The organism is Sorangium sp. So ce302 (assembly GCF_051530145.1).
GTDB classification, from domain to species: Bacteria; Myxococcota_A; Polyangia; order Polyangiales; family Polyangiaceae; genus Sorangium; species Sorangium cellulosum_B.
This window is the reverse complement of sequence record NZ_CP150326.1, coordinates 3,039,716-3,061,636: the sequence shown is the minus strand read 5'-3', so window position 1 is coordinate 3,061,636 and position 21,921 is coordinate 3,039,716. Positions and strand designations below refer to the sequence as shown.

At 70.4% G+C, this 21,921-nt stretch carries 25 protein-coding genes; 14 read left to right on the top strand and 11 right to left on the bottom strand.

Annotated elements, in window-relative coordinates; translation table 11 throughout:
* Positions 1–15 precede the first annotated feature (15 nt).
* Positions 16–909, top strand: a complete 894-nt coding sequence (locus WME73_RS11990) for a LysR family transcriptional regulator (protein ID WP_437870692.1) — start codon at positions 16–18, stop codon at positions 907–909.
* A gap of 21 nt (positions 910–930) precedes the next feature.
* Here WME73_RS11990 and WME73_RS11985 read toward each other — a convergent pair whose 3' ends face one another.
* Entirely contained in the window at positions 931–1,284 is a 354-nt protein-coding gene (locus tag WME73_RS11985; RefSeq protein WP_437915776.1) for a hypothetical protein, read from the bottom strand.
* A 6-nt stretch (positions 1,285–1,290) separates the two neighbouring features.
* Here WME73_RS11985 and WME73_RS11980 point away from each other — a divergent pair, with 6 nt between their 5' ends.
* Complete coding sequence (locus WME73_RS11980) at positions 1,291–1,971, top strand: hypothetical protein (protein ID WP_437915775.1); 681 nt, start codon at positions 1,291–1,293, stop codon at positions 1,969–1,971.
* 338 nt (positions 1,972–2,309) lie between these two features.
* Here WME73_RS11980 and WME73_RS11975 read toward each other — a convergent pair whose 3' ends face one another.
* A complete protein-coding gene (locus tag WME73_RS11975; protein ID WP_437915774.1) occupies positions 2,310–5,294 on the bottom strand; it encodes a penicillin acylase family protein in 2,985 nt (994 codons plus the stop codon).
* A 339-nt stretch (positions 5,295–5,633) separates the two neighbouring features.
* On the bottom strand, positions 5,634–5,873 hold the full coding sequence (locus WME73_RS11970; protein ID WP_437915773.1) for a hypothetical protein: 240 nt from the start codon (positions 5,871–5,873) through the stop codon (positions 5,634–5,636).
* An 84-nt stretch (positions 5,874–5,957) separates the two neighbouring features.
* Here WME73_RS11970 and WME73_RS11965 point away from each other — a divergent pair, with 84 nt between their 5' ends.
* Positions 5,958–6,212 carry a hypothetical protein gene (locus WME73_RS11965; protein WP_437915772.1) on the top strand — a complete coding sequence of 85 codons (255 nt, stop codon included), beginning with the start codon at positions 5,958–5,960 and terminating at the stop codon, positions 6,210–6,212.
* A 48-nt stretch (positions 6,213–6,260) separates the two neighbouring features.
* Here WME73_RS11965 and WME73_RS11960 read toward each other — a convergent pair whose 3' ends face one another.
* Entirely contained in the window at positions 6,261–6,845 is a 585-nt protein-coding gene (locus WME73_RS11960) for a malonic semialdehyde reductase (protein ID WP_437915771.1), read from the bottom strand.
* A gap of 58 nt (positions 6,846–6,903) precedes the next feature.
* Positions 6,904–7,332, bottom strand: coding sequence for a DoxX family protein (locus tag WME73_RS11955; protein ID WP_437915770.1), 429 nt, complete (start codon positions 7,330–7,332; stop codon positions 6,904–6,906).
* A 77-nt stretch (positions 7,333–7,409) separates the two neighbouring features.
* On the opposite strand from WME73_RS11955, the gene WME73_RS11950 reads away from it, so the two are divergent.
* A complete protein-coding gene (locus WME73_RS11950) occupies positions 7,410–8,390 on the top strand; it encodes a LysR family transcriptional regulator (protein WP_437915769.1) in 981 nt (326 codons plus the stop codon).
* Positions 8,391–9,200: 810 nt separating this feature from the next.
* Here WME73_RS11950 and WME73_RS11945 read toward each other — a convergent pair.
* Positions 9,201–10,469 carry an IS91 family transposase gene (locus WME73_RS11945; protein WP_437912459.1) on the bottom strand — a complete coding sequence of 423 codons (1,269 nt, stop codon included), beginning with the start codon at positions 10,467–10,469 and terminating at the stop codon, positions 9,201–9,203.
* 6 nt (positions 10,470–10,475) lie between these two features.
* Entirely contained in the window at positions 10,476–11,339 is an 864-nt protein-coding gene (locus WME73_RS11940) for a tyrosine-type recombinase/integrase (protein ID WP_437893382.1), read from the bottom strand.
* A 479-nt stretch (positions 11,340–11,818) separates the two neighbouring features.
* On the opposite strand from WME73_RS11940, the gene WME73_RS11935 reads away from it, so the two are divergent.
* The 5 genes from WME73_RS11935 (at position 11,819) to WME73_RS11915 (ending at position 16,161) form a co-directional block, all read left to right on the top strand.
* The gene (locus WME73_RS11935; RefSeq protein WP_437337454.1) at positions 11,819–11,968 is read left to right on the top strand and encodes a hypothetical protein; all 150 of its coding nucleotides are present in this window, start codon (positions 11,819–11,821) and stop codon (positions 11,966–11,968) included.
* 1,002 nt (positions 11,969–12,970) lie between these two features.
* On the top strand, positions 12,971–13,690 hold the full coding sequence (locus tag WME73_RS11930) for a transposase zinc-binding domain-containing protein (RefSeq protein ID WP_437915768.1): 720 nt from the start codon (positions 12,971–12,973) through the stop codon (positions 13,688–13,690).
* A gap of 24 nt (positions 13,691–13,714) precedes the next feature.
* Positions 13,715–14,329, top strand: a complete 615-nt coding sequence (locus WME73_RS11925; protein ID WP_437917381.1) for a transposase — start codon at positions 13,715–13,717, stop codon at positions 14,327–14,329.
* Entirely contained in the window at positions 14,326–14,484 is a 159-nt protein-coding gene (locus WME73_RS11920; RefSeq protein WP_437915767.1) for a hypothetical protein, read from the top strand. Before WME73_RS11925 ends, WME73_RS11920 begins: the two co-directional genes overlap by 4 nt.
* Positions 14,485–15,024: 540 nt before the next feature.
* Positions 15,025–16,161 (top strand): alpha/beta hydrolase family esterase, encoded by a 1,137-nt coding sequence (locus tag WME73_RS11915; protein ID WP_437915766.1) that lies wholly within the window; start codon positions 15,025–15,027, stop codon positions 16,159–16,161.
* 62 nt (positions 16,162–16,223) lie between these two features.
* On the opposite strand, the gene WME73_RS11910 is transcribed toward WME73_RS11915, so the two are convergent.
* Positions 16,224–16,802 (bottom strand): calcium-binding protein, encoded by a 579-nt coding sequence (locus WME73_RS11910; protein ID WP_437915765.1) that lies wholly within the window; start codon positions 16,800–16,802, stop codon positions 16,224–16,226.
* Here WME73_RS11910 and WME73_RS11905 point away from each other — a divergent pair.
* The 4 genes from WME73_RS11905 to WME73_RS11890 all read left to right on the top strand — a co-directional run bounded on the left by WME73_RS11905 (position 16,747) and on the right by WME73_RS11890 (position 18,014).
* On the top strand, positions 16,747–17,154 hold the full coding sequence (locus WME73_RS11905) for a transposase (protein ID WP_437915764.1): 408 nt from the start codon (positions 16,747–16,749) through the stop codon (positions 17,152–17,154). The genes WME73_RS11910 and WME73_RS11905 overlap by 56 nt on opposite strands.
* A 113-nt stretch (positions 17,155–17,267) precedes the next feature.
* On the top strand, positions 17,268–17,426 hold the full coding sequence (locus WME73_RS11900) for a hypothetical protein (RefSeq protein WP_437915763.1): 159 nt from the start codon (positions 17,268–17,270) through the stop codon (positions 17,424–17,426).
* A 223-nt stretch (positions 17,427–17,649) separates the two neighbouring features.
* Positions 17,650–17,871, top strand: a complete 222-nt coding sequence (locus tag WME73_RS11895) for a hypothetical protein (protein ID WP_437915762.1) — start codon at positions 17,650–17,652, stop codon at positions 17,869–17,871.
* Positions 17,868–18,014: a hypothetical protein gene (locus WME73_RS11890; protein ID WP_437915761.1), complete on the top strand. Its 147-nt coding sequence runs from the start codon at positions 17,868–17,870 to the stop codon at positions 18,012–18,014. Before WME73_RS11895 ends, WME73_RS11890 begins: the two co-directional genes overlap by 4 nt.
* Before the next feature lie 50 nt (positions 18,015–18,064).
* On the opposite strand, the gene WME73_RS11885 is transcribed toward WME73_RS11890, so the two are convergent.
* The 3 genes from WME73_RS11885 to WME73_RS11875 all read right to left on the bottom strand — a co-directional run bounded on the left by WME73_RS11885 (position 18,065) and on the right by WME73_RS11875 (position 20,483).
* A complete protein-coding gene (locus WME73_RS11885) occupies positions 18,065–19,054 on the bottom strand; it encodes a VOC family protein (RefSeq protein WP_437915760.1) in 990 nt (329 codons plus the stop codon).
* A gap of 6 nt (positions 19,055–19,060) precedes the next feature.
* Positions 19,061–20,116, bottom strand: coding sequence for a hypothetical protein (locus tag WME73_RS11880; RefSeq protein ID WP_437915759.1), 1,056 nt, complete (start codon positions 20,114–20,116; stop codon positions 19,061–19,063).
* 73 nt (positions 20,117–20,189) lie between these two features.
* A complete protein-coding gene (locus WME73_RS11875; protein WP_437915758.1) occupies positions 20,190–20,483 on the bottom strand; it encodes a hypothetical protein in 294 nt (97 codons plus the stop codon).
* Between the two features lie 350 nt (positions 20,484–20,833).
* Here WME73_RS11875 and WME73_RS11870 point away from each other — a divergent pair, with 350 nt between their 5' ends.
* A complete protein-coding gene (locus WME73_RS11870; protein WP_437915757.1) occupies positions 20,834–21,742 on the top strand; it encodes a hypothetical protein in 909 nt (302 codons plus the stop codon).
* Positions 21,743–21,921 lie beyond the last annotated feature (179 nt).

Genomic DNA, 21,921 nt, shown 5'->3' with positions numbered 1-21,921 from the left:
TCACCGGTGGAACGCATGGATCTGCTTGCTCTCGCTGATTTCAGCCTCGTCGCCCGACACGGAGGCTTCGGACGAGCCGCACGCGCCGCGGGGCGCCCGAAAGCGACCCTGTCCCGCCGGGTCGCGGAGCTGGAGGCCGCCCTCGACCTGCGTCTCTTCGAGCGCGGGGGGCGCACGCTGAAGCTCACCGAGGAAGGACGGGCGCTGTTTGAGCGAACGGGGGCATTGCTTACCGAGCTCGACGAGACTGCGGCAGCGATCGCCTCGGGTGGGGATCGGCCGCGAGGCAAGTTACGAATCAGCGCGCCTTTGCTCTTCTCGCAGGCCGCGATGGGCAAGCTTGCGGCCGGGTTCGCGCTGAAATATCCGGAGGTCCGGCTTGAGGTCACGACGGAAGATCGGACCGTCGACATGGTGGAGGAAGGTTACGACCTGGTGATCCGGGTCAATCCGGATCCGGATGAAAGCCTTGTCGGACGAATCTTGCTGCGCGATCGGCTGGTGGTCGTCGCGAGCCCGGGCCTCGCTCGACCGGCGGACAATCTCGCTGTTCCGGCTGTAGTGCGGGGGGCAGGCGACCGGACTGCAGCCTGGGATGTCGTGGCGCCAGCCGGAAGATCGCGCATCGTGGTTGATCCAGTCCTGCGCCTATCGTCGCTCTTCATGGTCCGCGATGCCGTCCGAGCGGGCGTCGGCGCCGGGCGCCTCCCCATTTCACTTGTAAGTCGCGATCTGGCCGCTGGAACTCTGGTGCATTGGGGCGATGTGGACGGCCCAGACATCGCCGTGTGGACGCTCTATCCGTCCCGGCGGCTGCTGAGCGCTCGTGTGTCCGCCTTCCTCGACTATTTGAAGGAAGCCTTTCCCATGGGAAAGCCTGACGAGCTGGCGGCCTATATCGGGGCATAAGGCGGCTAACCCCGCCGCCTTCTACGCTACGGCACGTACTTCCACTGCGATCCACGGCAGCCTCTTTTCCAGAGCGAGGCGCCCGCGCCAGCTCGAGTTGCCGGAGGGTGAGCATGGCGCGGGCGAGAAGCGCTGGAGCAGCCGCCGGAGGCCGGTCTCGTCGAGCTGCCCGAGGGAGCCCTCGATCGGCATGCTCGCTCGTGCGAGCGCGTCCTCCCGCCGGGCGATGCGCTCCGGGTGCAGCCGGGCCCGCGTCTGGCGCCACACCTGCTGGCGATCGCGCATGGGCGGCGACGATACCCCGGCGCGGCTCCCGTCGGCCGCCTCGCGCGAACGAGCGTCGCCCTGGCCGGGCGAGGCCCTCTGAGCGATCATGTCCTCGTGGAAGCCGTGCTCCTCTCCGCGCTGGGGGTCGCGCTGACGCTCGGCCTCGGCGGGGCCGGGCTTCGATGGGCGCTGCGGCGCGCCGGGCGAGAGCGCCTGCGCCGGGCGTGCGTCGAATCGATCGCGCAGCTGCGGCCAGCCCGCTTTGCCGCCGCGAGGGGCCGAGCGATGCCCGTCGGCGAGCCGCTCGTTTCGCCCTTCAGCGGGCGCCCGTGCGTCGCCTTCCGGGTCGTACGCTGGCGGCAGGAGCGCAAGGGCGGCTTCGGCCTCAACAACCTGGGCTTCGTTTGGGTCGTCGACGACGACGCCGAGTGGGCCCCCGACTTCGCCCTCGACGACGGCACGGGCCAGGCGCTCGTCCGCCCGAGCGGCCATGTGCGCTTCGACCTCGCGGACGCCGAGCCGCCCCCGGACGCCGCCGACCACGTCGACGCCTTTCGCAAGCGCTACGGCCTCGAGCGCGCGTCGTTCTTCGCCGGCTTTCACGGCGCGGTGCGCTATCGGGAGACGGTCATCGAGGTGGGGCAGCCCGTGCTCGTCGCGGGCACCGCCGCCGTCTCGATCGGGCTCGACGCGAACGACGAGCGGGACGGCCATCGCGCGTCGCCGCCGCCGATCGAGCTTCGGCCCGACGACGAGCCGCTCTACATCGGCGACGGCCGACGACCGGACGCGTGATCCCCGATGTCCACCGCGGTGGACGACCTCGCGCAGGGGAGCGCCCGCGTCACGCGCGCAGGTCGACGGCTTCCCCGTCCGCCTCCACCTCGGCGCGGCGACCGTTGACGACGGGCAGGACGATACAGATAGCCCGCGCAAAGGCATGCCGATCTGTCAAGAGTTTCCCGCCAACGACCGGCAGTTGACATAACGTACAACAGCGGCTCCAACGCCGTGGCGCTCGCGACCGGCGACGTGAACGATGATCGACGACACCCGAGGCATCGCTTCGATCGCGTGCTCGGATCGTCACGTGACAGATACCGGCCCGGGGTGGACCTCGGAGGACGCGCCGGCTACGGCGCCTCGACCACCGTGCGCGACTCCTTCGCCTGGATCACGTCGGGGAGCAGGAACGGCACCAGGCGCGTCTGGTTCTTTCGCCAGAGCTCCGCCTGATCGCGGAAATGTGGGCTCTCGGCGTCCCAGACATTGCCTCCGGGAATGGCGTTCCACGCCTTCGGCCCCGCCGGGTCGAGCTCCACGACGAGCCGTTGCGACGGGCCGTGGACGTACCGGAAATCCGGTGATTCGTCGAGCGCCCACGAGAGGCGATAATCCGAGGAGTCCACCGCGAACTCGTCGCCGCCGCGCGGAAAGCCGCCGCTCCAGAGGGGATCGCTCGACGGAGGGATGCTGAGGCTGCTGAAGAGGGGGACGAGCGCGTCGAAGGTGACCGTGTGAAAGGCGCCCCAGCGGGGCGCCGCAGCCCCGGAGCCGCCCTGTCGATCGAGCCAGGCGAGGACGTCGAGCAGGGCGCGCAGCACGCGCTCGTCCCTGGACTCGACCGCTGGCGTGCCCATTTCGTCCCACAGCGTGCTGTCCTGCACGGCCGGATCGAAGGTGGCGAGCTGCTCCCGATCGGCGGAGAACAGGTGGAGGAGCGCCTTCGCCGACAGCTCCCGGGAGAACGACGAGAAGCCCATCTGGCCGAGCTCGTCGCCCAGCACCCGGCGCACCACCCGGACGAGCCAGAGGTTGAAGACCAAGGTCGCCTCCGAGGCGCGGGCGTCGATCGCGCCGGGGCCATCGCCCTCGTCCGCGAGCGGCATGGCGGTATCGAGATCGATGCCGGCGGCCGCCTTGTAGTCCGCCTCCCTGCCCCAGCCGTCGAGGAGCGCCCGCAGGGCGGCGAGGCGCTGCAGGTCGTCGGCTGTGGCGTCCGCGACGAGCGCGCTCAGATCGGCGTGAGTACCGGGCGTCGCGCGCTCCTCGTCGGCGCGGTCCACGGCGCGGAGGAGGTGAGGCACGAGCCTCGCGCCGAGCGCAGACTTGATGTCGCCCTGGATCGCCGCGCAATCCTCCGGCGACAGAGGTCCCTCGTGGGCATCGATCCGCTCCTGGATGCGGCCCTCGCGAAACCCGATGTCGAAGCTGCACCCCAGGTACATGGGGGTGCCGTCGGGGAGCGCGCCGTTCGATGGATCGTTGTCCAGGGAGTCCCCGATGGGGTCGTTGTTCGCCGTGGCGATGTATCCCGCCGGCGGGTTCTTCGCCCGGGGGATGAGGTGCTCGGGGAGCGTCCCGGTCCACTCCGCCGTCCCGTCGCCGGGGAGCACCATGCAGGGGAGGACGCCCGTATAGGTGGCCGCGTCCCAGGCGAACGCCTCGCGAGACCGCGTCGGGATCGCCGCGTGCGTCGTCCAGAGGATGTCGCCCGCGGCGTCGCCCATCACCCAGTTCTGCGCGCCGACGCTGAATTTCGAGAGCGACTCCTGCGCATCATCGACCGAGCGAGCGCGCAGCAGGCCGAAGATGGCCTCCAGCTCCTTCGTCGGCTCAAGCCCCGTCCAGCGGACGCTGAGCGCCCCCACGGCCGGGTCCGGATCCACCACCGCGTGGTCGACGATGGTCGGCAGGAGCGGGCCGTGATGGGGCACGATCGGGACACGGTAAGTATAGGGCTCCCTGCCAGCGATCGCGATGACCTCCTCGACCGTCTGGAGGGGCACTGGATTGCCCTTGAAGAGCACGGCCTTGCCGTCGGGCGTGAGCTTCTCGGCATAGACATCGGTGACATCGTACATCGCGACCGTCGCTCCCCACCCGACGTGCTCGTTGTGGCCCAGGATGATCCCCGGAATCCCGGGGAAGGTGACGCCCCCGACGTGAACATCGCGGCTCGCGTCCTTGCCCTCGGGCGCGGTGACATGGATCGAGACGGCATACCAGACGGCCGGCGCGCTCAGCGACAGGTGGGGATCGCTGGCCACGAGCGCGTGCCCCGTCGCGCTCCGGCTCGCGTGGATGGCCCAGTTGTTCGAGCCGAAGCCCTCCGGGGCGACCTTGCTCCTGGCGCGCTGGACCGCGCTCAGGTAGCCGGTCAGCGACGAAATGAGCTTCGCGCGGCCCGGCGCGGCGCGGCCCGGTCGTCGCGCGCGAGACGCTCTCTTCGCCGCCTTGCCCTCCGCCGTTTGTGCCTTCTCCCGCGCCGGGGAGGCGGGATAGCCGCTGCTGGTCACCGCGGGCTCGGAGGGGGCGAACCTCAGGAAGTCCCGCTCGAAGCCGGCGCGCTTCTGCGCGAGCGGATCGGCGCTGCTCGACGCGAACGTCGTCCGGGCGGCGTCGAAGAACTGCTGCATGGTGATGTCCAGCTCGGCGTCGAACGACAGGAGGTAGCTCTGGAAGCGGCTGATCACGAGCGAGTCGACGCCGCTCCAGTCGGTGAACGCCTTGACGGGTATCCCCGTCGCGCCTCCGGGGAGGAGGATGTCCCCGGAGCGGATCTTCCTGAACACCTGGGTCACCCCGTCCGCGTACGCGTCGAGCATCTGGCGGAGCTCCCCCTCGGGGAGCGCGTCGTACTGGGCCCTGGCGATCCGACCGAGCCCTACATGGCGAAGAGCGATGTCCTGATCGATGGTGGTGGGATCGAGGTCGCCGAAGAGCTCTGCGAGCCTCCCCTGGGCGGTGCGCCGCAAGATCTCGAGCTGAAGCGCGCGGTCGCGCGCCGTCAGATACCCTTCGACGCGCATCGCGTCCACGAGGTCCTCGGCATAGATATGGGGCCTACCGTCCCTGTCCTGGACGACATCGACGGCAGAGAGCAGGCCGTCGATGGTGAGCCGCCCGTCGACGGGCAGATCCGGCCGATCGCCGAGTGGACCGAACGTCGCGGAGGAGGGCGGGCTGCCGTCGGGCGCGCCAGCGTCGGGATCGCCGGGCGCGCCCGCGTCGGGCGCGCTGCTGCCGGGACCACGGTCGTCCGAGCACCCGACCATGCCCGTGAGCCCGGTGACCAAGGCGAGGACGCAATGTGCCGAAGATAATGACAGTCGCATGAACGCTCCTTGGTGGGATGGAAGCGAGCCACCGCGGCGGTGTCGCCGCGCGACGCGGTGGCTGGAACAGCACGTCGTCAAGCGAGGTAGGGTTCGGAGCTCCTTTCGCGGCAACATGGGCCTGGGCACGACCGGCAAGAGGGAGCGTGCCTTGGCGCGGTGTCTGGGCCAGCATGACACGCAGACGCCGCCGCGGCCCGGACCGGACCGCCGCCGCGCCAAGCCGTCTGAATCTTACCTTGGTCCCCCGGGTCGCTGGAGCCGTCCGATCTCGATCTCGAGCGCGGCGCCGTGGTGCTCGACGAAAACAAGACGGATGACCGACGCGCGTGGGCACTTTCACCCGACGTCGTGCGCGCGCTTCACGGGCGCTCCGCTCCGGGCCGGCGGCGGCCCCGATCGCAGATCAGGCGACGGAGGACGGGAGGACGCCGGCCGGCGGCCGGGCGCATTCCCGGGTGTGGCGCCGAAGCGCGTCGTCACCAGGTAGTCGCACCAGCGCTCCACGCTGGTGTGGATCGGCGGCATCACCAGGCCGACCGCGCGGGCGTGGGCGTCGGCCGCGGGTGGTGGGGTCATTTGAACATGAAGGCGGGAAGGCGGGAAGAAAATCATCAATGATCTTCCCACCTTCCCGCCTTCATATGACATCTCTCTGGGCAAATGCCCCCACCACCCGGCCGCGCTGCGCGGCTCGTCCTCTGCACGATCCCGAGCAGCGTCGCCCAGCGCGCCCGCGAGCGCTTCGGGCCTCGGGTGTTCGCGCCTCCCTTCGAGCTGCCCGCCGCCCAGGTCGTCGCCGTGTGGTCGCAGCGCCACGACGACGACCCGGCGCAGCGCTGGTTCCGCGACCACTTTTTCTCGGGCCGCGCCCTCTCGCCGCGCCTGCGGGCCCTGGTCCGAAGGGGCGCGGCTTGATCCGGGGATGTGCCGGCCTCCGTCTGCTTTCCGGCGGGGACCGGTCGACTACGCGATACGGCAGGCCTCTTCGAAATCGAGGCGGGGGTTGCGCGGGTAGAGCTTCGCCGGATCGCCGTGGCCCAGGTTGATGAGGAGGATCGATCTCCACGGCACGTCGGCGAAGAACGCGGCGTCGACCTTCTCCCGGTCGAAGCCGCCCATCGGCCCGCAGTCGAGCCCGAGCGCGCGGGCCGCGAGGATCAGGTAGCCGGCCTGGAGCGAGGCGTTCTGGAGGAGAAAGAAGTCGCGCTGCTCCGGCGGCATCCCGGCGAGGGCCTCGCCCATCGTCGGGCGCGCCGGGAAGAGCTTCGGCATCTTCTCGTGAAAGCGCGTGTCGTAAGCGATGATCGCGGTGACGGGCGCGCTCATGGTCTTCTCGACGTTGCCCTCCGCGAGGCAGGGGCGCAGGCGCTGCTTGGCCTCAGGGCTCTTTACGAAGACGAGCCGCGCCGGCACGCTGTTGGCCGCGGTCGGGCCGAGGCGCAGGGCCTCGTAGAGGCGGTGCAGGGTCGCGTCGTCGATGGGCTCGGCGAGCCAGCCGTTGTGGGTGCGTGCTTCGAGGAGGACTTGCTGGAGGAGTTGGTCGCTCATGATGCTTGCTCGGTGGTACGTGGGTGAGGTGGGGCGAGTCGTTCCGTGAGATCCCGCCTCAGGTCGCGAGCGCGTGCTCGCCGACGCCGGCTTCGGTCTCGGGCTTCGGGGCGCTCGCGAGCCTGCAGCGCTCGGGGCGCAGCGCCCAGGAGGCGGCGGCGACGGCGACGAGGAAGAGGGGCGTGATCACCTTGCCGGCGCCGTCGCCCACGGCGGCGTGGGAGGCGGCGGCGCCGGTGAGATCGAAGAAGATGCCGGCGTACGCCCACTCCTTGAGGCGCGGGAAGCGCGGGGCGAAAAGGGCGACGGCGCCGAGCACCTTCCATACGCCGAGGAGGGTGGCGAAGTAGGCCGGGTAGCCGAGGTGCGCCATGCCCTCGAGGACTTGAGGGGAGCCAGAGAGATCGGCGAGCCCGCCTGCGGCGAAGGCGAAGCCGAGGAGGCTCGTCGCGATCCAGTAACCGATGGTGCGTGCCTTGTCGTTCATGAGCGGGCATTCTGAGGCCTGGACACGCCTGTAACAATGCATCGACAGTTGGAAGCACCTGCCAGGATTTGATCCAAATGGACGAACCCCTCGAGACCTCCGAGCTCCTCGCCTTCTCGAAGACCGTGGAGGCCGGATCGCTGTCCCGCGCCGCAGCCGAGCTCGGCGTCCCTCGCGCCACCATCAGCCGCCGCCTCGCGCGGCTGGAGGAGCGGCTCGGCGTGCGCTTGCTCCGCCGGACGACGCGCAGCCTCGCCCCCACCGACGCGGGCGAGGCGCTCCACCGCCACGCCCGCGTCGTGCTCGACGCCGTCCACCACGCCGAGGCGAGCGTGCGCAAGGCCGACGGCGCCGTGCGCGGCGAGCTGCGCGTCTCGGTGCCGCCGATGGTGGACACGAGCTTCAACGCGATGATCTGCGATTTTGCGCGGCGCTACCCCGAGGTCCGCCTCCACGTCCACAGCACGACCCAGCACGTCGACCTCCAGCGCGGCGGCTACGACGTCGCGCTCCGCGCGAGCAGCGCGCTCGAGCCCGGCCTCGTCGCCCGGACGCTGGCGCGCATGCCGCTCCTCGCGGTCGCCTCGCCCGCGTACCTCGAGGCCCGCGGCACGCCGCGCACGCGCCGTGATCTGCGGAGCCACCGCTGCATGATGGGCTTCGCCCGGGGGGAGCTCCCGCAGACGCACTGGCCGTCCTCCAACGGTAAGTTCCAGGTCGAGGGCGCGCTCTTCACGAACGACCTCCTCCTGCTCTGCGACGCCGCGCTCCAGGGCCTCGGCATCGCGCTCTTGCCGCAGCAGATCGTGCGCCCTCACCTCGAGAGCGGCGCCCTCCTGCACGTGCTGCCAGGCGCGATCCAGGCGGACTCGCACATCGCGGTGGTCTACGTGGAGCGGGAGTTCATGCCGCCGCAGCTCCGCGCCTTCATCGACGCGGTGATGGCGTGGGGAGGGGAAAATCTCCTCCCGCGAGCGGACGCGCCGAAGCCGAAGCGGGCGGCGAAGAGCGGCCTGCGCCCGCGCTCGCCCGGCGGCGCCCGGCGCGCCTCCGGATAGCCTCGCCCCGCAGGCTGTGGAGGGAACGCGGTCCTTCGATATAGCCGCTCACGACATCCGGGGGTGAGCACGGAGCAGACTCCCCGCATGACGCCCCTCCCGGTGGGTGCCAAGTTGGTGGGACCGGATGCCGGGGCGGCGAGCGACGGTGGCTCCTTCGGCGCCGCGCTGTCGAGTCAGGCGCCGACCCCGACCGATGATGCCCCGGTCCCCTCGACAGCGGACGACGCGGCGACGGAGGGCGGCCCGTTGGGCCACGTCGGAGCCGCCCTCGGCGGCGAAACGGCCGGAAGCCACCGGAACCACTAATCTTTCTGGCGACCGCTCCTCTCCGACCGGGAATTCCTGGCGGGACTGTTCCGCGGTGGCGAACCGTCGCGATCCGTCGCATCCCCGGGCATCTGGGGAGGGCGTGACGACGGATCGCACCCCCTCATGGGGCATGGGCCCAACCCGGGCCCAATGAATAGGCGTTTGCGGGACTGCGCCCGAGCAGCAGCGGCGGCGAGGTCCCGGCGCAGTCCCGTAAACGTCGGGTTGGACCGGGCCGGTTCGCGGCCGGGCGAGGCGGTCGCGAGGCCTATGGAGATCCTGCCCGAGAAGGCCGCAGAAGGCGGGCGCGGCGGGGCTCGCACGCGTGGTGCATCCCGCCGCCACGACGTTGGGCGCAGACGCGCCGAGGCAGAGCACGGCGCCGACGGAGGCCCAGCAGCACGCAGGCCGCCGACGTGGACGGCGCAGAAGGCGGATCGATGCCTGACCGCCGCGCAACGGAGGTGGTGCTGTCGCTTCTGCCCAGGCCAGCGATGCTCATGACGTGTCCGGAGGAGCAGCGGAGGAGGCGATGACGCACGACGGCAGCGGGCGGCGAGCCATCGCAGCCTGACCGCAGCGAGGACAGATGGACAGGTCGACCCCCGTGAGCGCGGCGAGCAGCGTACACCAGTCGACCTTGACGACGTGGCGCGGAGAGGGCTCGTGAGAGCTGCCTTCCCGGTGCTCATCTCCCCCGACAGCGCGCTGCCCTGCGTCTCGCGCCGCCATGATCCTCGTGCGTGCCACCTCGAGCGTGGTGGTGGCGTGACACGCAGCCATCAAGCCGAAGTGTCGGATCTTCACGAAGCGATGAGGCAGCACGTGCATCAGGAAGCGACGCAGAAACTCCTCTGCGGAGAGCGTCACGGTCTTGTCTCCGCGGGTCCGGAAGCACACGCCGCGCTCATCCATCCACCGCAGCCGGTGATTGGACAGCCCGACACGGTGGGTATAGCGACCGAGGTAAGCAAAGACCTGCTCGGGCCCAGCGAAGGGCGGCTTGGCGTACACCACCCAGGGCTTGCGGTAGAGCGTCTTGAGCAGCGCAGCGAAGGCAGCGGGGTTGGCCAGCGCGGCGGCCCCGCCGGTCAGGTCGAGCTCTCCGGCGTCATAGGCCTGCCGAAGCGCGGCGAGCAACTTGCCGCGGAAGAGCTTGCCGAGGACCTGCACAGGGAAGAGGTAGCCGCTCCGCCCCTCGATCCAGCGCGAGCCGTCGAGCGAGAGCCCACCGCCCGTGACGATGCAGTGCAGGTGCGGATGGAAGCTGAGATTGCGGCTCCAGGTGTGCAGCACGGCGGTGACACCGATGTCGGCGCCGAGCCGCCTGGGATCGCGGCCGAGGGTGAGCAGGGTCTGCGAGCCGCACTGGAAGAGCAGATCGAAGACCGTCTGCGGGTTGACGAGCGCCAGCGGGCGCAGCTCGGCCGGGAGCGTGAAGACGACGTGGAAGTAGTGCGTCGGCAGGATGCGCTGCTGCCGCTCGGCGATCCACCTGGCCTGGCTGAGGCTCTGGCACTTGGGACAGTGGCGGTTGCGGCAGGAGTTGTACGAGGGCTGCTCGTGGCCGCAGCCCGTGCACACGTCGACATGGCCGCCCAGCACCGCGGTCCTGCACGCGGCGATGTCGCGCAGGACCTTGCGCTGGGCGGTGGAGACGGCGTGGGCGCGCAGGTAGGCCTCGCCGTGGGCGCGGACGATATCCGCGACCTCGAGACGAGGCCTACCCGTCGCCGCGGGCCGCGGCGCCAGGCGATGCGGGTGCACGCGACCTCAGCCGAGCTTCTTCTTGGCCTCCTGGGTGCCGAGCACCTCGACCGGGCTGCGGGTGCGACCGACGTGAGCCTGGCTGACGCGGACGTAGCGGACGGTGGTGCGGATGGAGCGATGGCCGAGCAGGGCCTGGATGACGCGGATGTCGGTGCCGAGCTCGAGCAGGTGGGTGGCGAAGCTGTGCCGCAGCACGTGCGGGGTGACGCGCTTGTGCAGCTTGCAGCGCCTCGCCGCCTCGCGCAGCGCGTTGCGCACCGCCTCGTGCGAGATGACCGAGCCCTGCTTGCGACCCGGGAACAGCTCCGGTCCAGCGGGTCTCTCCGCCCGCCAGTAGATGCGCAGCGCGGTCAGCACGGGGGCGCTGAGCATCACGTACCGATCACGCCCGAGCTTGCCATTGCGGACGTGGATGAGGTTGCGCTTGCTGTCGACGTCCTCGACCCGCAGCGAGCAGACCTCATCGATCCGCAGACCGGCGCCGTACGCCGTCAGGACGATCGTGCGCTGCTTGACCGAGCCGATCGCGTTGAGCAGCGCCTCGACCTCGGTGCCGCTGAGGACCGGCGGCAGCTTCTGGGGTACCTTCGGCCAGGGGATCGCGACGGCGACCTCCGGACGCCCGAGCGTGGTGGCGTAGAGGAACTTGATCGCCGCCACGTACTGGTGCTGCGTCGCCTCCGCGATCTTTCGCTGCTCGGCGAGGTAGAGCAAAAACGCGCGCACCTCGTCGAGACCCATCTGCTGCGGCGGCTTGCGGTGGTAGGCTACGAAGGCCCGTGCGCAGCGGAGGTAATTGTCGCATGTCGACGGCTTGTATCGCCGCAGCTTCAGGTCTTCGGCCATTCGATCGCGGAGCTGTCCCATCGCTGCCCTCCTGGTGAACGCGGCGCCCGGGCAGGGGCGTCGCGAACGGCAGGGTGGGCAGGGAATGAGGCGGCGGGCGGCGAGTCCTGCGCGGCGCCGGGCGCTTTTTTTCGCAGTGAATACCGGCAAAAGTCGCGCTGCGGCAGCAATGACCGCCGTGACAACCGCAGCGAAGACAAGGATCCGAGCCGCGGCAGGAAACCTCGGCTCGGTATCCGCAATGCTTAACGGAGCAGGGCCCGCAGCAGCTTCTTGAGCCTCACGCCGAGCTCCTGCACCTCGTCCGCATCGCGCTAGCTCGCGGCCCCGAGCGCCGCCACCAGGTCCATGGCTCCCAAGGTCTCGTGGAGGCTACGCGGGGCGCGAGGGCGGTGTCGTCTCGCGATCGCGGTCGTCGTCGCGGTCGACCTCAGCAGGGACAGGAGCTGCCGCGAAGCGGCTTGGTCCAATTGTCAAGCCCAGGGCCTGGGGCGCTCGCCGTGACCGATCCGTCGCCTCGGGCGGCCGTGGTCGCCTCGCTGGCCAGCACCCTGAGCCGCGCCGTCGCCCTCGGGGACGAGGTGGCGGCCCGGGTCGTTCACGAGACGATCGGTCGGCTGCTCGGGCTGCCGGTGGCACCGGAGGGGTGAGCAAGCTTGGGCCGAACGTCGAGCCCGCCGCTCGCGTCGACTCGCTGCCGGAGCCTTGCCGCTCGCCAGTGCCCGCAGGCTCTACTGGGATCGCCCGCGCGCTGCGGTTGCGTGCCGAAGCGCCCCGGAGGCATCCGGAAAATGATGCCGGCAGGCAGCAGGCCTGTGCCGGGAGGCAAGCGCGGCGGCGTGCGCAGGCGACGACCCTCTCGCCGCGATGCTGCATGGCGATGCCATGGCGGAACTGCGGACGCCACGGGGAGCGGTGGGAAAACGAGTGGCGAACAGGCTCCTGCATGCTGGCACGGAGGCGGCACGCGCACCATGCGCCTCGGCGCCAGAGAGCGCAGATTCAAGCACGTGCCTGGCACGCTGCTCATCCATGGTCCCGAGGCATGACCATCACCTTGTTGACGCTCACGATGGTTGATGCTCGATCGCGCAGGCTGTTCGATGGCCATCGCGGGGGTGAGCGCTCCCGGTCACGGCCGTGATGGTCGGCGCATCCCGCGGCCGTGGCTGCCGGAGTGCTCAGGCGCGTCAAGGGTGCCCGCGCCGGGGCGCGGCGACTACGCCGCCCTTGACCCGCCCTCCGCGCTCCGGCGACCGTCCCGTGCGGGCGATGGGCGAACGGAGCCTCAGGCGGGGGCTCCGGGCACCGGATGGCCATCAACCAGCGCGAGCGAAAAAGGGCCCAGGACCATCATCTAGCCAGTTCGGTAACACACCTGCTCGGTGATCGGGATCATCGGCGTGGACAGCTCCGCTAGCCGGCTCTGCTGCACCCGGATGCTCTCCTCCTGCAACGCTGCGCGCTCGCGCTCTACGTTCTCGCGCGCCGACATATCGAGCGCGAGCCGGGGGGCTCGGCGAGCGCCTCCGCCGCCGCGGCAGCGAGCGTCGCGGCCCGCCGGCCCCCGGCCCGCCACTCCGCCATGGCGCCGCCATGGGCGATAGCCCGGCGGGTTGTCGAAATTCGCGGCGAAAACGCGCCCTCACCGCGTGCCGTGCGGCGTGCGGTGTCGGCGCCGTGTGGCCAGCGTGGCTCGCACCACGGGCGTCGTCTACGAGCGCCGTCGTCCCGAGAAGACGACGCTCTACGAGATCGTGCGCGACAACGTGGAGACGCTGTACGGGGCCATCGACGACGGCGCCATCGCCGTCCGGATACCCAAGCACGCGAAGAAGGAGCTCGAAGCCTACCTCGACTGCGGGCTGCTCTGCCGCGGGTTCGCGCGGCTCCGGTGCGAGCGCTGCGAAGAGAGTCGGCTGGTGGCCTTCAGCTGTAAAGGACGCGGTTTCTGCCCGTCGTGTCTGGGCCGACGCATGTGTGCCACGGCGGCGAACCTGATCGAGGACGTCCTGCCCGAGGTGGCGTTCCGACAGTGGGTGTTGACGTTTCCGTTTCCGTGGCGGCGCAGGCTCGCCCAGGACGGGGCGTTGTTCGGCGTGCTGACCCGCATCTTCGTCGAGAGCGTGGAGCGGTTCTACGAAAAGCACGCCGCGCGCCGAGGCGCGTGCGGCGCGGTCAAGAGCGGCGCGGTGACCGTCGTGCAACGCACGTCCGGCGACATGCAGCTCAATCCGCATCTGCACGTGGTCTTCCTCGACGGGGCTTATCACGAAGACGGCACCGAGCTCGTGTGGAACGAACTCGGTCACCTGCGAACGCGCGAGGTCGGTCAGGTCCTAGAGCACGCCGTCGGGCGGATGCTCCGTTAGCTCCGGCGGCACGGGCATCTCGAGATCGAGCACGACGTCGAGGAGGACGACGAGCCCGAGGCCGCGCTCTGTGCCTCCGCCGTCTCGGGACGAGAGCCGCCCGCCGGCCCGCAATGGCTCCGCGGACTCTCGTCGTATTGTCCGAGCGCGCTCGCGTACGACAAGCCGCTGTGCGCTGCGCTCGATGGCTTCACCTTGCACGCAGCGACGCGCGCCGGTGCGCACCATGCCGCGGCGAGGGAGGCGCTGCTGCGTTACGTGCTGCGACCCCCGATCGCAAAGGAGCGCGTCGAGCCGCAGCAGGACGGCCTGGTGCGGCTCTCGCTCAAGCGCGCCTTCGCTGACGGGACTGTCGCGGTGGACATGGATCCGCTCTCGCTCCTGTGCCGCCTCGCGGCCAGCGTCCCGCCGCCGCGCTTTCACACCGTCAAGTACGCTGGCGTGCTCGCCTCGGCAAGTCGCCCACGTTGGCGCGCAAGCGCATCGGACCGCGCCCTGCGAAGCCAGAAGAGCCTACGAAGGCGGACGATGACGCCGCTCCGAAACGCAAGCGTGGCGGCTATCGACCGTGGGCCGAGCTCTTGCGCCGCACATTTGCGATCGATGTCCTCGAGTGCCCAGCTTGCAAGAGGCGGATGAAGCTCGTCGCCCTGGTGACCGAGCCAACGAACATCACCCGCTTTCTCTCCGCGCTCGGCGAGCCGACCGATGTTCCAGCACGCTCTCCCAACCGAGGGCCGCCGTACTGGAAGAGCACCGTTCTGCGCCGCAAGGCGCCCGGTGACGCCGCATAGCGTCTCGCGACGCGCCTCTCGGGCCAGACCAACGCCCGGACGGACTCGTGTGCCCACGGCACGCCGATGCGCCCCGTAGCGCGCTCGGCGCCGCCCGGACCACGCTCTTTCGACCCAGGACCGAGCCATCACGACGCTCGCGGTCCCACCCTTTCGGTTTGCTGCGCTACGCTTCTTCGCGCTGCGATCCGGCTTCTTTTACCTACGCGCTGCTGCGTTACACTTCTTCGCGCTGCGCTCCGGCTTCTTTTACCTACGCGCTCCGGCTTCTTTTACCTACGCGCCGCCTCTTACCTACGCGCCCGGCTTCTTTTACCTACGCGCCCGGCTTCTTTTACCTACGCGCCCGGCTTCTTTTACCTACGCGCCCGGCTTCTTTTACCTACGCGCCGAACGATACGGTCGCGGCCGGTATGGTGACGCGCCTATTTTAAGCTGTTGCTTCACAACTGAATCGGCGCGCCTCAATCCATTGCTGGTCGGGAGGCCATGAGCTAGGGTCGAGTCCCAGTCGCGCCCTTCGCGCGCGCGGAGTTACCGATGACAAGCGCCCGTTGCTCCTCCCTGGTCCTCGCCCTGTTCTCACTCTCGGGTGTTGCTTGTTCGTCGAGCAGCACCCCTCCGTCGGAAGAACCGGGGGTCGCAGGCGCGGGCGGCCAAGCGCAGGCGGGCGCCGGTGGTAACGCCGCGAGCGCGGGCAGCACCGCGGGCGGTGGCCAGCCCGGCTCCGCGGGCGCGGGCGGAGCGGCCGCAGGCGGCGCCGGCGCCGCGTCGGGTGGCTCCGATTCCGGCGGCGCGGGCGGCAGCGCGAGTGGCGCGGGCATGGGGGGGGCGAGCGGTGGTGGCGGTCAAGCCGGCGGCAGCGGCGGCAGCGCAGGCGGCGCGACCGGGACGGACGCGGTCAAGAGCGCTGGCTGCGGCAAAGCGAAGACTCTGCAAAACGGCACGATCGACATCTCGTTCGGCGGCGCCTCTCGCAAGTACATCCTTCGCGTGCCGAGCGATTACGACAAGGACAAGCCGTATCGGCTCGTGTTCGCCTTCGCGGAGTCCGGCTCCTCCGCCATGTCGGTGGCGAACCGGAACTACTTCACGATGGCGACGCTCGACACTGGAGCTACCACCATCTTCGTCGCGCCGGACGCCGCGAACGGCGCCGGTTCCTGGAGCAAGTCGGACGTGGAGCTGACGGACGCGATCCTGGAGGAGCTCGAGGGAGATCTCTGCATCGACAAAACTCGGATCTTCGCCACCGGCTTCAGCTTCGGGGGAGCGATGTCGTTGGCTCTCGCCTGCACCCGCGCGGACGTGTTCCGAGGCGTCGCCTTCTTTTCGGGGGCAGATCTCACGGGCTCCTGCACGGCGACGTTGACCAAGCCGATCGCCTACTACGCGTCGCAAGCCAGCGGTGACAGCAGCGGCCCCCCCCTGCCGACCAGCGGTCGCGTCAAACAAGCCGAATTCGCGAAGGTCAACGGCTGCATGGAGGAGCCGTCGGCGACCACCTTCCCGGCAGCTGGCCAGCCCCACACGTGTACCGAGTACAAGGGCTGCTCCGCAGGTCACCCCACCAAGTACTGCGTGTTCGACGGCCCGCACGGCTGGGAGCCGAAGGACCCCGGGCAATCGACGAGCTGGAACGCCCCCGAGGCGTGGAAATTCATCACGCAATTCTGATTTCGAGTCGAGGACTGCGTCGGGCGCAACGACGATGGGGAGGCGGTCGCCGGGCGACGCCGTCAAAGCTCGCAGTTGGCGGCGGAGTCGGCGGCCTCTACGAGGCACACGTCGCCGTCGGCGCCGTTGGTGAGTCGGTCGCCATCGAGCGTGTCCGTCCCCGCGACGCCGTCGAGGTAGTCGTCTCCGCCATCGCCGAAGAGCTGGTCGTCCCCGCCGTCGCCGAACAATCGGTCGTTGCCGGCGCCGCCGGAGATGATGTCATTACCGCCCCCACCCTCGATGGTCTCGTCGCCCGCGTGACCACTCAAGGTGTCGTCACCGGAGCCGCCGAGCAAATGCTGCACGTTCACCACGCTGTCTGATTCGCTCGCGCCGTCGGCGTCCGTGCACTGCGAGTGCGCGGTCGAGCCCCCCTTCGGCTTGGTAGGGTCGGTGCAGAGGGTGATCGTCAAATCGGCGCTGCGCTGTCCATAGTCGGCGCGATCCAGCGTACCCGTCGTCGGCGTGCCGCCGTTCAGCGTGTCGCCTCCCGCCCCGCGCTGGATGCTCCCGGAGTCGTAGGCATCATCCACCCCGCTCTCCATGAAGGTGTCGCTGCCCGCGTCGCCGTTGAGCAAGTCGTCCCCACCGTCGCCCACCAGCACGTCGTTCCCGGCGCCGCCCGAGACGCGCGCCGGTGCGCACCATGCCGCGGCGAGGGAGGCGCTGCTGCGTTACGTGCTGCGACCCCCGATCGCAAAGGAGCGCGTCGAGCCGCAGCAGGACGGCCTGGTGCGGCTCTCGCTCAAGCGCGCCTTCGCTGACGGGACTGTCGCGGTGGACATGGATCCGCTCTCGCTCCTGTGCCGCCTCGCGGCCAGCGTCCCGCCGCCGCGCTTTCACACCGCAAGTACGCTGGCGTGCTCGCCTCGGCAAGTCGCCCACGTTGGCGCGCAAGCGCATCGGACCGCGCCCTGCGAAGCCAGAAGAGCCTACGAAGGCGGACGATGACGCCGCTCCGAAACGCAAGCGTGGCGGCTATCGGGCGGTCGACAAACCGCGCCAAGCTCTTGCGCCGCACATTTGCGATCGATGTCCTCGAGTGCCCAGCTTGCAAGGGGCGGATGAAGCTCGTCGCCCTGGTGATCGAGCCAAGGAACATCACCCGCTTCCTCTCCGCGCTCGGCGAGCCGACCGACGTCCCAGCACGCTCTCCCAACCGAGGGCCGCCGTACTGGAAGAGCACCGTTCTGCGCCGCAAGGCGCACGGTGACGCCGCATAGCGTCTCGCGACGCGCCTCCCGGGCCAGACCAACGCCCGGACGGACACGTGTGCCCACGGCACGCCGATGCGCCCCGTAGCGCGCTCGGCGCCGCCCGGACCACGCTCTTTCGACCCAGGACCGAGCCATCACGACGCTCGCGGTCCCACCCTTTCGGTTTGCTGCGCTACGCTTCTTCGCGCTGCGATCCGGCTTCTTTTACCTACGCGCCGCGGCCGCCGCTTTGCAGATCGCGCTCGGCGTCTTCGCCTGGTGGCTGATCGGCGCGGGCGCGCTCGACGGCGACGTGCAGCCGGGGTGGCTGCTCGCGTGGGTGCTCCTGTCGCTCTCGGCGCTCTTCGTGCAGCTGTTCGCCTCGTTCACGGGGGGCTTGCTCACGATCGACGTCGCCGCGCTCTCCGGCTTCTTTTACCTACGCGCTACGCGCCGCGGCTCATCGCGGTGAGCGGCTACGGCCCGCCGGCCGCCGACGCGGAGGATCCCGGCGTGTTCGACGCCTACATGGTCAAGCCGATCAGCATGGAGCGGCTCGGCCAGCTCATCTCAGGCGCTGGAGGGCCGGCGGGTGGTGGAGCCGGCGCCCGGTGATGGGGCGCTCGACGCGAGGGCCCGGGGGCCATCGCGCGCCCCCGGCGCGCTCAGCCCGCCTGCCGGAAGATGACGGCGGCGCCGAGCGCCGCGCTGGCCGGAACGAAGATGTCCCCGGAGGCCGATACCCTCAGCGGGAAGCCGTTCTCCTCCAGCAGCTTCCGCGCGGCGCCGACGTCCCGCACCGCGACCGCGTAGGCGACGAAGGCCGGGAGCGCGGGGGCGCGCTCGCCCGGCAGGATCGCCTCCAGATCGGCGCTGGCGACGAGGGTGATCCGGGAGCCTTCCAGATCGAAGACGCGCGCCGGTCCGTCGGCGCGGGCGGGGCGGCCGGTGTACTTCTCGTAGCGGTGCTCGACCTCGGGCAGCGTAGCCTCGGCCACGCAGAGCACGGCGTCGACGAGGTCCACCGCGCCGTTCGGATGATCCATGTGCAGCTGCGCCTGCAGCAGCTCCGCCTGCACGTCCTCCACCATCGCGATCCTCCCCTCGGGGACGTTGCCTGACCCGGCCTCCTCCGGATCGCCGCTGTCGAGCTCGAGCAGGCGGACCGGCGCCATCCGGAGCCCCTCCGCGGTCTCCACCGGCCGCTGCACGGTGTTGACGCCCCCGTGACGGACGCCCTCCGCGCTGAGCCGGCCGGCGACGGCCGCGGCGTCGGGCGTGCCGAGCACGAGGATGTGCAGGCCCTGGAAGCGCGCGAGGCACGCGGCGATCCGGGCGACCGTGGCGCGGATGGCCTGCATGATCCGCGGCAAGTGCTCGGGGGGAGCCTGGAGGGGGATGAGCTTCGCGCCGGCGGGGATCCGGGTGGAGCCGTCGTCCCTGACGCAGGTCATCAGCTCGACGAAGCTGCGCGGGAAGTTGGCGTGGGTGTTCGCCGCGCCGAACGGCCGGGGAGGCTCGCCCTCCGCGGGCGACAGCGCGGGGTAGGCGGGCGGCGACAGGTGAAAGCCGAGGCGCCGGTAAAGCTCGAGCCCCTCCTCCATGTCGCTCACCACGTGGCCTACGTGATGCAGGTGATTGATGTCACGGTCCATTCCAGATCATCTCCCGTTCAGGTCGCCGTGGAAGGCGTAGCCGGTGTGCAAAGGATCCATGACCATCTTGATGAGCGAGGCGCCCACCTGGGCTCGCCTCGCGCCGTTGTCGAGGCCGCGCCCCACGCAGCCCGAGAACGATACGTAAATCGTGCCCCGGCCGGCGGCGTCCTCCACGATCAGCAGCGCGTCGGCGGGAGGCGGAGCGGGCGGGTGCAGGCACATCTTCGGGTCGGCGTCGGGGTTCGGGCCGGCGGGCGCCTGGTTCAGCACGGCGGCCAGCGCGGCGGCCTCCGCCCCGGTGAGGCGCGCGGAGGACTGGAGGGCGTCGCCGTGCTCGCCGTAATAGCAGACGGCGATCGAGGTCGGGCTGGCGGGCGATAGCGCCGACGGCGCGCTCGGGTGCGTCGCCTCGGGGCGCCTCGACGGCGGGCGCCTGTCGGGGCAGCCGTTGTGGTCGACGGTGGCGAGCTGCGCGCTGTCGAGGATCCGGCGGGTGACCTCGGGGTCATGGGTCCGGACGGAGATGAGGATCTTGCGCGAGGGGATCCTCAGCCAGCCGAAGTAGCGGCCGTCCGTGCCCCGCCCCTCGATGCGCTCGGCGCTCACGCCGCCGAGCGACACCTCGCGGCGCGCGAACGCGGGGTCGGCCCCCACGGCGCCCGGCGCGTCGAGCCCTATCTCGGCGACCTCTTTCGTCGGCTTCTCCGGCGTGAGGCACTGGCGCTGCGCCCCCTGTCCCCGGACGGCCGTGGGCCTGTCGCTCATGCCGCAGCCGTAATCGTTGACGGCCCAGTGGGCCGGGACCGAGATCTGCACGCCGAGGGAGCTCTCTTGCCGCCACGCCGCAGGGGCAGCAGGCGGCGGGGGCGGCGTGGCCGGAGCGGCGCTGGAGGGCGCCTGCCCGGGGCGCGCCGGGGCCGGCGCGGCGCTGGAAGGCGCCTGCCCGGGGCGCTCCGGGGCCGGAGAGGCGCCGCAGGCGGCAGATGCCAGCGCGATCAACGCTGCCGCGAGCCCCCGCCGCGCCGTCGCTGCTTCGTCATTCCAAGATCTCTCTGCCACGCTGCCCCTCCTCGGCCCAAGGATGGCCCAACCCGGGCGCCGGGGCCAGGGGTGGGAGAAGGGGCGGCTGGGCTCAGTCCTTCGTGGCCATCAGCCAGTCGTAATAACCGAGGTACGTCGGCGCGATCCGCGTCGCCCGCAGCGGGCGGGCGTCCGAGGAGGTGCAGGGCGTGTCGGTGGCGGTCTTCCCGCAGAGCGACCCGAAGTGCACCGCGCTGATCGACCACTCGCCGTCGTGCAGCGCGTAGAGCACCGAGCCGCTCTGCCCGGCCGACGCGTCGCAGGAGTGCTGGTAGTTACGATTCCACCCGTCGGCGTCAATGCCGCTGTAGTTGCCGATGCTGCAGGAGTTGGTGTCCCCGTACACGTGCGCCGGCGCGCAGGTGTCGACCCCGGGCGTGACCGTGCACGACTGGTTCGAGAGGCCCTGGCAGGGCTCGTCATCCGGCTCACGCCATTCTGGACGAAGTTGTCGCAGGCCGGGTAGCCGCGATTGAACACGTTCACGCTACCGAGCGCCGTCGCGTCCAGCAGCTTGGGGATGAAATGACTCTGCCCGTCGAACGTGCCGCCGTTGAGATCGTCCCACATCACGACGAAGCCGATGTCGTAGGGGTCCGTGTCCGAGTTGTTCGTGTCCTGCCACTCCGGCGGGACCAGGTACCACTTGATGTTCGACGTCGTGGTACCGAGCACGCTGCTCCCGTTGCTCTGCACGTGGTCTTCCTCGACGGGGCTTATCACGAAGACGGCACCGAGCTCGTGTGGAACGAACTCGGTCACCTGCGAACGCGCGAGGTCCGTCAGGTCCTAGAGCACGCCGTCGGGCGGATGCTCCGTTACCTCCGGCGGCACGGGCATCTCGAGATCGAGCACGACGTCGAGCCCGAGGCAGCGCTCTGTGCCTCCGCCGTCTCAGGACGAGAGCCGCCCGCCGGCCCGCAATGGCTCCGCGGGCTGTCGCCGTCTTCTCCGAGCGCGCTCGCGTACGACAAGCCGCTGTGCGCTGCGCTCGATGGCTTCACCTTGCACGCAGCGACGCGCGCCGGTGCGCACCATGCCGCGGCGAGGGAGGCGCTGCTGCGTTACGTGCTGCGACCCCCGATCGCAAAGGAGCGCGTCGAGCCGCAGCAGGACGGCCTGGTGCGCTGTCGCTCAAGCGCGCCTTCGCTGACGGGACTGTCGCGGTGGACATCGATCCGCTCTCGCTCTTGTGCCGCCTCGCGGCCAGCGTTCCGCCGCCGCGCTTTCACACCGTCAAGTACGCGGGCGTGCTCGCGCGGGCGAGTCCATGGCGCAAGCGCATCGGACCGCGCCCTGCGAAGCCAGAAGAGTCTACGAAGGCGGACGATGACGCCGCTCCGAAACGCAAGCGTGGCGGCTATCGGGCGGTCGACAAACCGCGCCGAGCTCTTGCGCCGCACATCTGCGATCGATGTCCTCGAGTGCCCAACTTGCAAGGGGCGGATGAAGCTCGTCGCCATGGTCACTGAGCCCCGGAACATCGTCCGCTTCCTCTCCGCGCTCGGCGAGCCGACCGATGTTCCAGCAGGCTCTCCCAACCGAGGGCCGCCGTACTGGAAGAGCACCGTTCTGCGCCGCAAGGCGCCCGGTGACGCCGCATAGCGTCTCGCGACGCGCCTCCCGGGCCAGACCAACGCCCGGACGGACACGTGTGCCCACGGCACGCCGATGCGCCCCGTAGCGCGCTCGGCGCCGCCCGGACCACGCTCTTTCGGCCCAGGACCGAGCCATCACGACGCTCGCGGCCCCACCCTTTCGGGTTGCTGCGCTACACTTCCTCG